The organism is Nostoc sp. (assembly GCF_036917555.1).
GTDB lineage: Bacteria > Cyanobacteriota > Cyanobacteriia > Cyanobacteriales > Nostocaceae > Nostoc.
On sequence record NZ_JBALDD010000023.1, the window covers coordinates 1 to 13,670 of the forward strand.

Annotated in this window: 12 protein-coding genes; 2 read left to right on the plus strand and 10 right to left on the minus strand. The window is 42.4% G+C overall.

The annotated features are described in order from the left end of the window. Positions 1 to 177: 177 nt before the first annotated feature. The 6 genes from V7K60_RS08615 to rpmI form a co-directional block, all read right to left on the minus strand. Positions 178 to 747, minus strand: a complete 570-nt coding sequence (locus V7K60_RS08615) for a peptidylprolyl isomerase (protein ID WP_334924630.1) — start codon at positions 745 to 747, stop codon at positions 178 to 180. 120 nt (positions 748 to 867) lie between these two features. Then, positions 868 to 2,850, minus strand: a complete 1,983-nt coding sequence (locus V7K60_RS08620; protein WP_334924632.1) for a primary-amine oxidase — start codon at positions 2,848 to 2,850, stop codon at positions 868 to 870. Between the two features lie 402 nt (positions 2,851 to 3,252). Then, the gene (locus V7K60_RS08625) at positions 3,253 to 3,777 is read right to left on the minus strand and encodes a tetratricopeptide repeat protein (RefSeq protein WP_334924634.1); all 525 of its coding nucleotides are present in this window, start codon (positions 3,775 to 3,777) and stop codon (positions 3,253 to 3,255) included. Between the two features lie 90 nt (positions 3,778 to 3,867). Then, positions 3,868 to 4,683: a transporter substrate-binding domain-containing protein gene (locus V7K60_RS08630; RefSeq protein WP_334924636.1), complete on the minus strand. Its 816-nt coding sequence runs from the start codon at positions 4,681 to 4,683 to the stop codon at positions 3,868 to 3,870. Positions 4,684 to 4,695: 12 nt separating this feature from the next. After that, a complete protein-coding gene (gene rplT, locus V7K60_RS08635) occupies positions 4,696 to 5,052 on the minus strand; it encodes a 50S ribosomal protein L20 (protein WP_179065135.1) in 357 nt (118 codons plus the stop codon). 19 nt (positions 5,053 to 5,071) lie between these two features. After that, a complete protein-coding gene (gene rpmI / locus V7K60_RS08640) occupies positions 5,072 to 5,269 on the minus strand; it encodes a 50S ribosomal protein L35 (protein ID WP_104908269.1) in 198 nt (65 codons plus the stop codon). A gap of 115 nt (positions 5,270 to 5,384) precedes the next feature. Between rpmI and V7K60_RS08645 the strand changes: the two genes are divergently transcribed. Then, entirely contained in the window at positions 5,385 to 5,924 is a 540-nt protein-coding gene (locus V7K60_RS08645) for a GrpB family protein (RefSeq protein ID WP_334924638.1), read from the plus strand. 13 nt (positions 5,925 to 5,937) lie between these two features. Here V7K60_RS08645 and V7K60_RS08650 read toward each other — a convergent pair whose 3' ends face one another. From V7K60_RS08650 to V7K60_RS08665, 4 genes are all read right to left on the minus strand, one after another. After that, positions 5,938 to 6,651 carry a hypothetical protein gene (locus tag V7K60_RS08650; protein WP_334924640.1) on the minus strand — a complete coding sequence of 238 codons (714 nt, stop codon included), beginning with the start codon at positions 6,649 to 6,651 and terminating at the stop codon, positions 5,938 to 5,940. Between the two features lie 281 nt (positions 6,652 to 6,932). After that, positions 6,933 to 9,392, minus strand: coding sequence for an ATP-dependent helicase (locus tag V7K60_RS08655; protein WP_334924642.1), 2,460 nt, complete (start codon positions 9,390 to 9,392; stop codon positions 6,933 to 6,935). A gap of 255 nt (positions 9,393 to 9,647) precedes the next feature. Continuing rightward, complete coding sequence (gene aqpZ / locus V7K60_RS08660; protein WP_334924644.1) at positions 9,648 to 10,400, minus strand: aquaporin Z; 753 nt, start codon at positions 10,398 to 10,400, stop codon at positions 9,648 to 9,650. Positions 10,401 to 11,285: 885 nt separating this feature from the next. Further along, positions 11,286 to 12,374, minus strand: a complete 1,089-nt coding sequence (locus V7K60_RS08665; RefSeq protein ID WP_334924646.1) for a RuBisCO accumulation factor 1 — start codon at positions 12,372 to 12,374, stop codon at positions 11,286 to 11,288. Between the two features lie 309 nt (positions 12,375 to 12,683). Here V7K60_RS08665 and V7K60_RS08670 point away from each other — a divergent pair, with 309 nt between their 5' ends. Then, positions 12,684 to 13,628, plus strand: a complete 945-nt coding sequence (locus V7K60_RS08670) for a response regulator (protein WP_334924647.1) — start codon at positions 12,684 to 12,686, stop codon at positions 13,626 to 13,628. Positions 13,629 to 13,670: the final 42 nt, after the last annotated feature.

Consider the following 13,670-nt stretch of genomic DNA (forward strand, 5'->3'; position numbering starts at 1 on the left):
ACGTTTTTTACTCATGATGTAATCTAAGAACATCAATCAAGATGTTCTTAGATTACATCTTCTGCATCCTTTTTGCTTAAGTTGACACCAATGGGCACTGCCATACCCCTACACCCCGCGATATAATTTTGTACCGCATCTGAATGGGAACCGCTATACTACAAACCCAGATGTTAATTACTGCCGAAAAATTTCTACTTTTTGTAACACTACTTCTTGATTAGGACGATCTCTAGTTGTAGGCACATTAGCAATCTTGCTGACTATATCTAGACCTTCGACAACTTCACCAAAAACACTGTGATTGTTGTCAAGGTGAGGCGTTGGTGCTTCTGTAATGAACCATTGCGAACCATTAGTACCGCGTCCGGCATTAGCCATCGACAGGATACCTGCACCAGTGTGTCTCAATTCAGGATGAAACTCATCCTCAAATTGATATCCTGGGCCACCAGTACCCCATCGGTTGGCTGTATCCAAATAACGACTCAGAGGATCGCCACACTGAATCATAAAATCAGGGATGACCCGGTGAAAGCGAACCCCATCGTAGGCTGGAGTCCCCTTACCAGATTGACCAGTTTTAGGGTCTTTCCAGTCGATTGTTCCAGTTGCTAGACCGACAAAATTTTTGACAGTGTTAGGAGTTCGTTCTTCCTCTAAACGAACTACAATTTCACCCAAGGAAGTAATTAAACGAGCGTGCAGTGTTCCATCACCGGGAATATTAATTTCTGGAAAGTTCATTAGATATCCTACTTTTAACAAGTGCCAGTATTTGACCTATATAAGTTTATCAGCATTCAAGTTACCGCCTTTAGACATGACAAAAAACCTGAAGGAAGGAAACTTGAGCCAACAAATATTTTACTCAGGTAAATTTATCGCTGGATTCCGGCTAAAGAATCCTCTAGGGACTAACTTAAAGCCAACTCGGTGAACAGGCATCACAGGCCAATCTTCCGATCGCGGAATATGAGTTACGCCCATTGTGTACCACAGTACGATATCTTCACCCAGCAAAGACTCATTGTCTGAGATATATTTTGGTAAACCCTGTCCGGGTTGAGTTTGGTTGGGATAATCTCCCCCTGCATAAAGTTCAGTAGGTTTATATTTTGTTACCCAGAGATGATGAGTCGCAAATTCTGCCCGTTGACGGATTTTTGAGCCTTCTACAGGGAAAAATATGGAATTTCCTTCAGGCATCAGCATATATCCAGGTGCAGCCCCTAAAACATTCTTTTTATCTGCACTGACAATCATCCATTCTCGACTGCTTTTCATATTCAAATCGCGTACAGCAGCCGTTTCTTTGGCTAGTGGGGTTTCTGCAACTGTGATCGCATTTCCTAAAGGATTTTTCTCATCCATCGGCAAAGCATTCACATTCATTTCCATCACAGTATTCGCCTGACCATCGACATCAAAATCTAGGCGATAGTTGAAAAAGTGCTGATGATTTACTCCGAAGATATTCTTAGCAATTAACCGACCAGATGAATCATCATCAGATTGCTTTTGTGCAGCCGTTCCCTGCGCTAGTACAATACCTGTTAACTCATTTTTGACTTCCAAAGTCCCATCTTGGTGAAAGATCCAATTGATGCTGTAATCATAGTTGTCAATGGCCGCAGTCATCGTCATGACTAATTCTCGACTGCGACGGACATTATTACGCTGTGTGCCATAGTCATAGTGCTTCCACAGCATACCGTTATTTCGTTCGTATATGCCGATAACTCCTGGCATGACATAAGGTTCTCCGTCGCCATTAGCAAACACAGCATTTAGCAAAAGACCGTTTTCAGGAATTTCTTTACCTAACTCCATCGTGGTTGCTAGGGAACCAAAATTGTATTCTCCAACATCAAAGGCATTTCTGAATGACCAAGTGGGATCTGGATCGCCGTAAGGCACTACCGTCTCTGATAAGCTAGCGCGGTACAGCACTGGTCGGATATTTTCCCCATCGTTGTGTGTCACTTGGTACAGCACTAATCCACTGCGGGGATGCATGAGATAGCGAAACTTCCAACCTTGCCAGCTAATTTCATTGCCTTTTATCTGGAAACTTGCACCATTTGGTTGGAGAATTTTTAATGCTTTAAGTGGTGAAAGTAATTTACCCAAGGACTTTACATCGTAGTTCCAGTTTTCTTTAGAAAAAGGAACTATCCCTCTATCCACGAAACTGGAAATTTTACCTGTATTCAAATTAACGGTTGCCAGTATTCCTTCAATTGGACTGCCGTAATAATTCCAGTGTTGGCCCTTGTAATAGAATAAACCCCGACAAAGACGGTTTCCTGCTGCTTCTTCCTGTTTACTTAGGATTCCTGGCGACCAACAACTTATTTTTACTTGGTTCAAGTCTGTAATCCCCCGCTTTCGCATCGCTATTTGCCATCGGGGATCGGATTTAAAAGCCTGAGTTGCCAGTTCATATTCTAAAGCAACGATCGCAGGTTGAACTGACGGTATTTCTTTCCAAGAACTTAAGGTTTTGCTTCTTAGGTCAACGATACCCTCAAAGGTTTTGTTTTCTGAACGTTCATAGATTACTAAAAAAACTTTTCGTTCAAAAACTTTACCATGTGCAAACTTTAGAACTTCTTCTTTGTCTGGTTCTTGTAAAGTAATAAGTGGAAAAGCTGCCATTTCACTCAAACTTTTTTCTTTTCTGATAACCGAAACAGCTGTATTAATTTCTGCCTCAGTTAACGAAGTGAGAGGATGGGAAATAGAAGGCTGTTGAGCCGTCAATATTCCTATGAATCCAAGTGAGAAAGAAATGACGGAAATGATAGCAATAGATAGCCACAAAAAACGCTTTAGCCGCTTAATCATCTTTTACATTTTTACAAAAGACTTATAGTTATCTATTTCCAAGCCTAAAATTGAAAACCGATAAATTAAGAGGCTAAAGCTAAATTAATTATAATAAAAGAACCCCACCCCCAACCCCTGCCCGCAAGCCTACAGTGTATACACAAGTCAAATTACCCCCCTTAATCCCCCCCTTCGACAAGCTCAGGGCATCGCTTGGAAAGGGTGGAAAAAGAAATCTAGTTCCCTCCCCAATACATATGGGGAGGGTTAGGGTGGGGTAAAATTGACGCGAAAAACTAGGTGAGTAAACTGTTCCGGAGTTGTGTATACACCGTAGCCCCACAAGCGGGAAGGGGAACTAAAGCACAGCTTTGGCGGGGTGGGGTTCTGGGTATTATGCTTAATTACCTGGACATTATCTTACGCAGAAACCAAACGGCGTAAAGATTCAGCCCGACGTTTAGCAATAGAGTTATTTGGAGCAAATTTGAGTGCTTCTTCGTAAGCTTGTAACGCCTGAGTAGTTAATTTTTTCTTCTCGTAGGCGTGACCGAGATTATTCAATCCTGTCACGTAGTCTGGTTTAGACTTAAGAGCTTCTTTGTACTGACGAATTGCTAAGTCATATTGCTCTTGGGTGAAATAAACATAGCCCAGCCCGTTGTAGATAGGGGCGATATTTGCTTCTTCCTCTTCTTCGGCAGCTTTCAGAGCTTTTTGAAATAGCGCGATCGCTGGAGAATACATTTTTTTTTCTGAATAAATACTGGCTAACTCATAATATTCTTGAGTCGTACCTTTTTCTTTCTCTAACTTCTTTCGCAATTTTGCAAAAGAGCCTTCAACCTTGCGAGTTTTGAAAATCTGGCGAAAAACACCCACGGCTGCAAGTGTGAGTAGAACCACCAAAATTGAGAGATAAACAACGGCTAGACTGTTATCCATTACTGCAAATACAAATATTATAAAGTTTGTTATTTGTCATTTGTCATTTGTCATTTGTCCTTGGTTATTCGTTAATGACTAATGACCAATTTACGGTAAACCCCAATATTGAGAGCGTTGCTGGAGCCAACCTTTTTCTAAATAACGAGCGATCGCTTGATTCACATTTCGTCTTAACTCATCGTACTGCAATCCCTTGGGCATTACTACAGACAAGGGTTCAGTTGATAGCTTAGTTGGTAGTAGCCGATATTGAGGATATTGTTGCACCCAACCGCTTAGAACACTAGCATCTGCGGCAAAGGCTGTTGCGGTATTATTTTCTATTCCCTCTCGCGCTTCTTGATAGGAATCCACTGCTACTAACTCGGCGTTTGGCAGATAGTACCGCACTTTAGCAATGGTACTGGAGTTGTTGAGCACAGCAATTTTTTGTTTTGACAAATCACTCAACTGCTGCACAGAAGCATCTTTTGTAACTAATACAGTGCCATCTAAATAGTAGGGAACACTGAAACTAACTATGCGGGCGCGTGACTCGGTTGCTGTGACTCTAGCGATCGCAAAATCAACTTTCTTGTCTAAGACTACAGACAGGCGATCGCGATTCGCTACAGGTTGAAATTTTACAGCTTCGGCTTTACCAACCAAGTCAACTGCCAAAAGCTTGGCCAAGTCAATTTCTAAGCCTTGCAAATTCCCGTTAGCATCTTTAAATCCCAAGGGACGCAAGTTATCTTTAACGGCAACATTTAAATAGCCCCGCTGCTGAATTTCTGACATTTCGGCAGCAGATGCAGTTAATCCCGTTCCCACTAGAGAAAAGCAAAAAATCCAAAAGATAGTGGCGGATAATACCAGATGTAACCGAGTAATTGCTTGCCGTCTGTTACATCTGTTATACATCCCTTACCACCTTTATCCTTTAGCTTGAATTGCCAATTCAGCAACCTTGCCGAAACTAGCTGGATCGAGGACTGCCAATTGCGCCAACATTTTGCGATTTAGTTGGATATCAGCTTTTTTCAAGTTACCGATCAACTGGCTGTAACTCAAGCCATGTTGCCTGGAAGCAGCGTTGATGCGGGTGATCCAGAGGCGACGAAAATCGCGCTTTTTCTTTTTGCGATCGCGGTAGGCACTCCGTAGCGCCTTCATCACTTGTTGGTTGGCAGTTCTAAACAGAGTTGAATGGGAACCGCGAAAACCTTTAGCTAGTTTGAGAATTTTATTGCGGCGTTTGCGAGCTACATTACCGCGTTTTACCCGAGTCATAACTTATTTCCTAAAATACTTACAAATATGGGAGCATCAAGCGCACGTTAAGTTCATCGCGTTCGTGTACAAGCGTACTCTGGCGCATACCACGTTTTTTGTCAGAAGATTTGTGTTCTAAAAGGTGGCTTTTGAACGCTTTACGACGGACGATTTTACCACTACCGGTGGCACGGAATCGTTTTGCTGCGGCTTTACGAGTCTTTAGTTTAGGCATGGTCTAGCTTTGATTCGACACGATCCATTATTATATACTATTAAAATTGCTATAACTGCAATTAAATAAAGGATTTAAGCAACCGCGATCGCTGTAGATCAACTTAGCTTCACTTATGGATGAGGTCAATATAGTCGAATATGACCCACGTTGGGCGACTTTGTTTACAGAAGAAGCCGAGCGGATTTGGCAGGCACTAGGCAATGACTTGGTTGTAGAAATTGAACATATTGGTAGTACCGCAGTACCAGGAATGGTAGCCAAACCAGTTATTGACATCATGGTGGGAGTGCATTCCTTAGTAGATGCAAAATCTGCTATTTTGGCTTTAGAATCTTTGGGATACGTTTATTGGCATGAAGATCCGCGTCCTGGACGGATGTTTTTTGTTAAAGGAATGCCACCATACGGAAAGCAACGTACTCATCATATTCACATAGTCGAGATTGACAGCGAATTTTGGGAGCGCAAGTTATTTTGTGACTATCTGAGAAAGCATCCTGAAGAAGCGAAACGTTACGAAGTACTAAAACGCGATTTGGCGGCAAGTTTTCGCAGCGATCGCGAAGCTTATACCAATGGTAAAAATGACTATATCCGTGCTTTGATGGTCAAAGCACGGTGTAATGAGATGGGAAAAAGCCAAAGCCATTGATTATTTAACTTTTTTAACTGGTCTTGACTTTGGGATCTAAAATTATTTGCGAAGTGGATTTATTCACATGGTAAGTCCAAGATTGCTCTCTAACCTTGACAATCACTTCCCAGCCTTCCACGGGGTCGTACTGCTGGGTGCAGACTTCACCAAAGTTGAATTGGCAGAGATTTCCAAAGGTTTTTGGTGTAGTTTTAGTAATTTTTAAATCAGTAATTCCCACCCCAGAACGGCTTGAGGCATCACTCAAAATTGCATCTGCGATCGCCTTCGGTAATGTTTGTAAAGTAATCACTTTCGGATCTAAAAGGATTTGCTTTCCAGATTTATCTACATGGTAAGTCCACGAATCTTGACGGACTTTGACAACTACTTCCCAGCCTTCAATGGGGTTGTATTCTCTAGTACAAACTTCTCCAAATTTGAACTCACAGGGATTACCAAAGGTTTTCGATGTGACTTGGGTAATTTCTAATTCCCGTTTAGGTAGGCCGGAACGGAAGGATGCATTTCGTAAAATCTTATCAGCGATCGCTTTCAGCAACTCGTTTGCTTGCGATTTGGATAATTGAGTGCTGTCTGGGTAAGGAATAGCCCCAGCAGAATTGTTTTCAATAAGTCCGAATCCATAAGATAGCAAGCTTGTCAACACCAGTGTCAAGAAAATTCCTCTGGGTGACTGGAAGGTGCTTTTAATTACGGCGGATGCTTGGATGATTGATTTCATATATTATGTATTGATTGTTAAAAATTGAACGAATAATATCGCAATTACAATTATAATTTGTTTGACATTGCAGTTTAAATTCAGTTTCCTTATAAGGAGTGGGAAAGTAGTAGTGCTGAGTGCTGTTATCTATCCGCTAATGGGATTGTTTTGCCTAATGCCCGATGCCCAATACTTCATTCAGCTTCTCTTCTCTACGAGAGGCTGCGCCAACGAGACGCTACACGTAGCTTGCTTCCCCGCAGGGGTACGCTCAGTACAAGTGCCCAATGTCCCATCCCTTATACTTGTTTACTCATTGCCGCTAAATTCACCACACATTCAGGAAATTGACGTTTTAATGCTGGAAACACCGGACAAGGCGCTTGTTCTTGTAAATTATCCGGTTTACTCCAAGTAAAGGGGGCTTTCTGCGCCGCAGACATCCACAACAGAAGCTTTGCTCGTGTCATGGCAACATAGAGTAAACGATACTCTTCAGATGTTTTCAAATTTTTTGCCACCTCCCATGCCTGACTAACATCCGGTATGATAGATTCTTCGTGGAGAGTAGCGCGAATTTGGGCGCGGGCTACTTCTGATAAGGTAAAATCGCCTAAAAATTGGCTTTGGGGAGGAACCCAAAATCTGCCAGGAATCAAGTTTTCATGGAGAAAGGGAAGAAATACATAGTCCCAATCTAGCCCTTTAGCTTTGTGCATAGTGATAATCGTCAGTTGACCACGACGGGTATAACGTTCTTCCGAATCCTCGGTTTCCACTGGTTCAAACCGTTCGGAACTAACGATTTCACTTAAAGCTGAAAGCATTCCCCCCATCGAACTATTGCCAGCTATCTGCTGGTTTACCCGTTCTGTGAGTTTATCAGCAGTTGCCAATTCTGCCTGGTCGTAGTTTAAGGTCAAGGCGAGAAAGGAAATTAGCTGGTATAAGGGTAGTTCTAAACGAGCGCGAAGTAAATTGCGACACAAGCGGGCAGCTTTTTGTACTGTTTCTGGCTGGGGTGTTGCTAAGGGGCCAGGATACAAAAACTCTTCTGGCAGACTGACAAGGGCATTGAGGTCTTGGGTAGGAATTAATTGGCGCTGTACTAATGCTTCTAGGGCGGCTTTGAGGTAATCGGGGGAGTGGGGGCGATCGCAAAATTGCAATAATGCCAAAATTTCTTGAGGAACATGGGAACGGCGATCGCGTTCTCCGACATCGTAAAGTGTAATTTTATGCTCTTTGCACAGAGGTGTTAGAGCCTCTGCTAACCATCGTCCTTGACGATTTTCTCGGACTAAAATCGCTGCACTATTTTTTGTTGGATCTTCACCAAATAACTCAATTACCCTTTGAGATAACAATTCAACCGTGTGATGAATGTCACGCGGTGTATAAAGTTCTAATCCTCGTCCTACGGGTGCAGGGTTGGCGTTAGCTTGCGGATCGCCAGCTTCCACGGGGCGAATTGTCTGCAAGCGAAATGGTCCTTGTCGGTTGCCAGGAATCTGTTGTTTGTTGTTAGTTTTGGTTGTTGCTAACCACTGATTATTGATCCATTTGAGGGCAAAGTTAGCGGCTTCAATGATAATTCTAGTACTGCGACCAGCTCGATCCATCGTTGCCAATCGTTCGATGCGATCGCACTCTTCGCAAAATTGCCGGAAATAAATCGGATCGGCTGGAGTAAAGGTAGAGTTAATCGCCTGGTTAGGGTCGCCAACTCGGACTAAATTTAGTGGGGAGTGCGTAGAGACGCGATGAATCGCGTCTGTATTGAGTGAGGAATTAAGAGTTAGAAGTGAAGAATTCTCTCGCTGATATTCCCCATTACTTGCCAAAATTTCTAATAGCTGCGTCTGAAGAGGGCTAGAATCTTGGGCTTCGTCTTCAAAGACGGCGAATATTTGGTTTTGCTCGATCTGACGGGCACTGTCGTTTTCTAAAACGCGCAGTGCAGCTAAAATCATATCGTCGTAATCTATAAAGTCACGCGATCGCATCAATTTTTGATATTGCTCGTACAATCCTGCTGCTACGCTCAAAATTGCATATTCGTCTGTGGTTTGTTTACTCCACTCCCGCAACAATTCTGGCGATATCCCAGAACTTTTTGCTTCATGAATTACCGTATTAGCCAATTCTGGCAATACTTCTGTTCGCAGCACCGATTGACGACGCAACCTTTCTGTCTCTTCTCCATCAAATTGATGACCTTCCAATAACCGCAAATATACATCTGGATGATTTGCAATCCATTGCTCAACAGCAGTTCTGATAAAGCGGTGACTTTGAGTTGGTGTAATTAATATGACATTTTCTAACTGCAAACCCGACAAATCAGAATGGCGGTTAGCAATGTTCAATGCTAGACCGTGTAGGGTATAGACAAAAAAGCCCGTCTGAGGTAAAGATAAATCATCTCGTAAAAATTTGCGAATCTTCGCTTTAATATTGGCAGCAGCGGAGCGAGTAAAAGTAACGACTACCAACTGACGACGGGAAGATGAACGCTCATATTGACGGGCAATTGCGATCGCTGCTGCTGCCGCCATCCCAGTAGATTTGCCTGCGCCAGGAACGGCTGAAATAGCCAAAGGGCCAGATTGCCAATCAGCCATTTGCTGCTGTCCAGGGCGGAGACTGTTGCGGATTGCAAGAATTTTCTCCTGCAAAGAAGGAATAAGCGATCGCTCAGACAATTCTGAGTCGAGTAATTCTTGAATAGCAGGAGCAGTAAATTTAGAGTCGGACATCTTAAATTATATATTTTAAATAGATATTGAATTTAATTCCCAAACCGCAGATATGAATAATCTTCGGTGATTCTTAATCCCAAATTACTAACAAAATACTTTACTGTTCTTGTTTTAACTGTTCTAGTAAACGATCTGCATCAAATGCGTGTATATATACTTAAATATTATGTCAACCCCCTGACTAAACATATAACACTTAGTTAATTTGTTTAGTTAGGGGATTGTTAAGAAAGTTAAACTAGTTCTTTAAGTTTACCGTTCTTCCACAGTTGATTCACTAAAGATAGCTACGTACAACCATCCTGCTAAAATAGCCCCCAAGATAGGAGCTATCCAGAACAGCCAGATTTGCGAAAAGAGTTCTACACCTGCAAATAGAGCAACTCCAGTACTACGGGCAGGATTAACCGAAGTATTGGTTACAGGAATACTAATCAGGTGAATTAAAGTGAGTCCAAAACCAATTGCCAGCGGTGCAAATCCTTTAGGAGCACGGCTATCAGTCACACCCAGAATAATCAGCAGAAACATGAAAGTCATTACAACTTCAGTAATGAGGCAAGCAAACAGCGTGTAACCACCTGGAGAATGAGTACCATAGCCGTTGGTAGCCAGTGGGTTGAAGCCAGTCAGCGTAAATCCAGTTTTGCCGCTAGCAATCAGGTAGATAATGCCCGCAGCAACAACTGCACCGATCACTTGAGAGAGGATGTAAGGTAGTAAGTCAGACCCCGGAAAGCGCTTACCTGCCCATAGTCCAAACGAAACAGCTGGATTGAAATGACCACCAGAAATATGACCAAAAGCATAAGCCCCTGTGAGGACAGTAAGCCCAAATGCCAGGGATACACCTACTAATCCAATACCCAATGGAAAAGAAGTATTCTCGCTAATTTTTGCAGCATCTTCTGTGTAGGCGGCGGCTATAACAGCACTACCACAGCCACCTAAAACAAGCCAGAATGTACCGATAAATTCGGCCAAACAACGTTTCGTAAGAGACATTTTCAGAAAACTCCTTGTTCAGCTACAAACGAGTAATAGCTATGTTGAATAATGCTTGAGTCATTCCTATAAACAGGAAATCTATTGCGTTTGTTTCGTTATGAAACTAAATTGAAAAAATAGTAATTTGTTTTTTCCTCAATAATTGTGGTGATAAAATATGAAGATACTGGAAAAGCTAAAATTCCAAAAAAATGCTTAATTTATTAAGAATTTTGCTCTCATGATATAAAACTCATATTTGATTTTTTAAATATCCGTAGGGGAGCCAGTGCGTTGCAGTGAATCCAGCGCTGTAGGCGACTGGTGTTAGCGTAGCGGTAGCAGCTAGCTGTGCGTAGCGTCACCGGGAGGTTCCCGACGCTTGTAAGCGTTACGTTACGCGATAACACAATGCCAGTCCGCTCAAGTCGAGCCAGCCGCTTGCGGGGGTTTTCCCCGTTGTGCGGACTGGCGTGGTAAACCCGCCCACAGAACTGGCTCCCCTACATTACTTAAACTTTTTCAAAAATCAAATCGTATTGGTATATCTGTTGAGATTCTTGATCCAGTGCGTTCTATTAAAAGTTATTACGAAATTCAAATAATTTTTGTGCTTTATACACTTTCAGCTTAAAAAATTTGGGTTTTTCTTGTTACAGTCGTTACTTTGTGACTGTTCAGGGGATGTCATCATCCCTCAAAATATGGAATTACACAAGTCAGCGAAAAATCAAGGGTTTAGGCAAAGCATTGCCAAGCCAGTGCCAAGTTCAGGGTAAGAGAGTTAAAGCAGATGGGGCATTGACTAAACAAAAAATTGAACCAATGCCGCCATTTGCTATCTGCTGTTTGAACAGTCAAAACAAGTTCACATCACGCAGTTAGTTCTGTCTAAAATTAAATTTATTCGTCAATTTGCCATGAATCCTTAGTTAATTCTTCATCCAAAATTTTCTTAGGACGCACAATGATAATAATTTGTCCTAGTAGAGGAATGTCTGGCTCATTTTCAAACCATTGAAAATCTAATTCACCACCATTTTCAACAACAAAGTAGCTAGAGACATCCCATTTTCGTTGGGCACGATCTATTACTACTACGACTGGCCCTATTTGGCTTTGGGTTTGGATGGGAAAGCGATCGCTATTTGCTAAAATCACTACTGGATCTTCTGCCGCCAATAACACTTGCCAACCCGGTAATGGTATCCAAGCTTGCTCTCCAGAAAACTTGACCATCCGAAATGGTTCAATTTCTGTCAGTATGGGCATAGCTTGTAAGTCTTGTCGTGATAAAGGCAACTCGCCTACTACGGGCAAGATTCGGGGTAATTGTTCTTCAAATTCCAGGCGGTAAAATGGTAAAATTGGCGCTGGACGCTGGGGAACGGTAGTAAAATCAGTCAGCAGCTGTTCGATTTTTTGCCTTGCACCTGGCGTGTGAGCAAAGCGTAAACCTTTGGCAATTAAACGCGATCGCTGTTGTAAATCTGCATTTTGGCGTGCCAGTTTCCAAACTTGGTGAGCAACAGCATCCCCAGGATGAGCAGAAAACCCTTCTGGTAAAGTGCGGAAATAGGAGAATTCTTTAATTGCTTTTGCCACTTCCTTCACCTCATCGGCATCAAGTTTCTGGACAAAGATCAGTTCGGCGGCGGCGGCGCGTTCTTCTTGAGTAAGTAAACGTAGCTCGTACAAAACATCGCTGCCACGTGTGGCATAATGCGATCGCGTTTCTACCGATACTCCAGAGTTTTCCAAAGAATTGTAAACTTGAGAACCAACAACCACCTGATTTTGTTGAATTGGCTCAAATCCAGTCGCCTCAAAAATTTCTTGGGGGTTATAACCGGCTTTTAGCAACGAGGCGATCGCGGTTCCCCATTCCACCCAGTTGCCTTGTTTTTGCCTCAGCCTTCGCAGTAACTCTTGTGCTACATCGTTGGTAGCATTATCTTCGGGATTCTGAGTGTTGGGTGGTAAATCAGTCATAATCGGAGTGCGAGCTTCAACTTGAGAGGTTAATTAACACCTCATGAGCAAGTCTTATTCTAATCTATACCCAGACCTACACCTCATCCACGATCAAAACTGCCATAGTTTTGCTGATTTAGTTAGTTTTTCTAGCGCAACATTTTTTAATTCAGATATTTAGGCAGACAAATTTCCTCTGTAGCGCTCACTATTAGCGTTTTAGAATATGCAAAATAACTCCGTATAAACCCTTGGCGGTCTTCAGCTATTCTCAACTAAACTTGGTATGGAATATAACAAGAGAGTGAATATTTAAAGGAAAATCTTATGGATAAACCCAATCTCGAAATTGATAAAGTCCAATCTCAAGTTATGACTCTCGAACGACCGAAAAAGCTGAAAATCCTGGTGGTCGACGATGAGCCAGATAATCTCGATTTACTTTATCGCACATTTCGACGCGACTTTAATGTTCTGAAAGCTGATAGTGGGGTAAACGCTCTACAAGTTTTGGCAACAGAAGGGGAGGTAGCTGTGATTATCTCCGATCAACGGATGCCAGAAATGAAAGGGACTGAGTTTCTCAGCAAGACTGTACCTCAGTTTCCCGATACAGTAAGAATAATTCTCACTGGATTTACTGATATAGAAGACTTGGTAGAAGCAATTAATGCTGGGCAAGTCTACAAATATATCACCAAGCCTTGGGACCCAGGGGAACTGAAGGCAGTGGTGCAAAGAGCAGCAGAAACCTACGACTTGCTCAAGCAACGTACAGAAGAATTACGCCGCGCTTATGCTCAAATGGCGCTGCTGAGTGTTTTGGTACAAGTAACTCAAGCCGCTTCTAGTTTAGAAGAAACTCTCGCTCCCATTGCTAGGGCTGTGAGTGAAACTTTTGGGGCAGAAGGCTGTATTTTACAACTTACAAATGGAAATACTCTGGTTGCAACTCAAGGAACTTACAGCGATACAGGTACAATAGAAAATTGGCTATCTCAAGACCCACTAACCAGGGAAGCGATCGCCACGGGACAAATGCAAGTTTCCTTAAATGTACTTAAAGACACTAAATTAGTTGATGCAATTCACTACAAAAATACGAATGTACAAGCACACTTAGTGATCCCAATTAGCTACCGCCATCAACTTTTGGGTGTATTGTCGCTACAGTGGAAACAACCTTGCACTTTGCGAGAAGATGAATTGGTGCTAATTAATTTATCAGCACAACTAGTGGCGATCGCTCTGACTAGTAGTCACTCTCATTAGGGTATTGTGTAGTTGTCATTAGTCATTTGTCCTTTATCCTTG

What these genes read in the sequence shown, in the direction of transcription:
- V7K60_RS08615 (WP_334924630.1), bottom strand. Translation starts at nt 747, where the DNA reads ATGAACTTTCCAGAAATTAATATTCCCGGTGATGGAACACTGCACGCT.
- V7K60_RS08620 (WP_334924632.1), bottom strand. Translation starts at nt 2,850, where the DNA reads ATGATTAAGCGGCTAAAGCGTTTTTTGTGGCTATCTATTGCTATCATT.
- V7K60_RS08625 (WP_334924634.1), bottom strand. Translation starts at nt 3,777, where the DNA reads ATGGATAACAGTCTAGCCGTTGTTTATCTCTCAATTTTGGTGGTTCTA.
- V7K60_RS08630 (WP_334924636.1), bottom strand. Translation starts at nt 4,683, where the DNA reads ATGTATAACAGATGTAACAGACGGCAAGCAATTACTCGGTTACATCTG.
- rplT (WP_179065135.1), bottom strand. Translation starts at nt 5,052, where the DNA reads ATGACTCGGGTAAAACGCGGTAATGTAGCTCGCAAACGCCGCAATAAA.
- rpmI (WP_104908269.1), bottom strand. Translation starts at nt 5,269, where the DNA reads ATGCCTAAACTAAAGACTCGTAAAGCCGCAGCAAAACGATTCCGTGCC.
- V7K60_RS08645 (WP_334924638.1), top strand. Translation starts at nt 5,385, where the DNA reads ATGGATGAGGTCAATATAGTCGAATATGACCCACGTTGGGCGACTTTG.
- V7K60_RS08650 (WP_334924640.1), bottom strand. Translation starts at nt 6,651, where the DNA reads ATGAAATCAATCATCCAAGCATCCGCCGTAATTAAAAGCACCTTCCAG.
- V7K60_RS08655 (WP_334924642.1), bottom strand. Translation starts at nt 9,392, where the DNA reads ATGTCCGACTCTAAATTTACTGCTCCTGCTATTCAAGAATTACTCGAC.
- aqpZ (WP_334924644.1), bottom strand. Translation starts at nt 10,400, where the DNA reads ATGTCTCTTACGAAACGTTGTTTGGCCGAATTTATCGGTACATTCTGG.
- V7K60_RS08665 (WP_334924646.1), bottom strand. Translation starts at nt 12,374, where the DNA reads ATGACTGATTTACCACCCAACACTCAGAATCCCGAAGATAATGCTACC.
- V7K60_RS08670 (WP_334924647.1), top strand. Translation starts at nt 12,684, where the DNA reads ATGGATAAACCCAATCTCGAAATTGATAAAGTCCAATCTCAAGTTATG.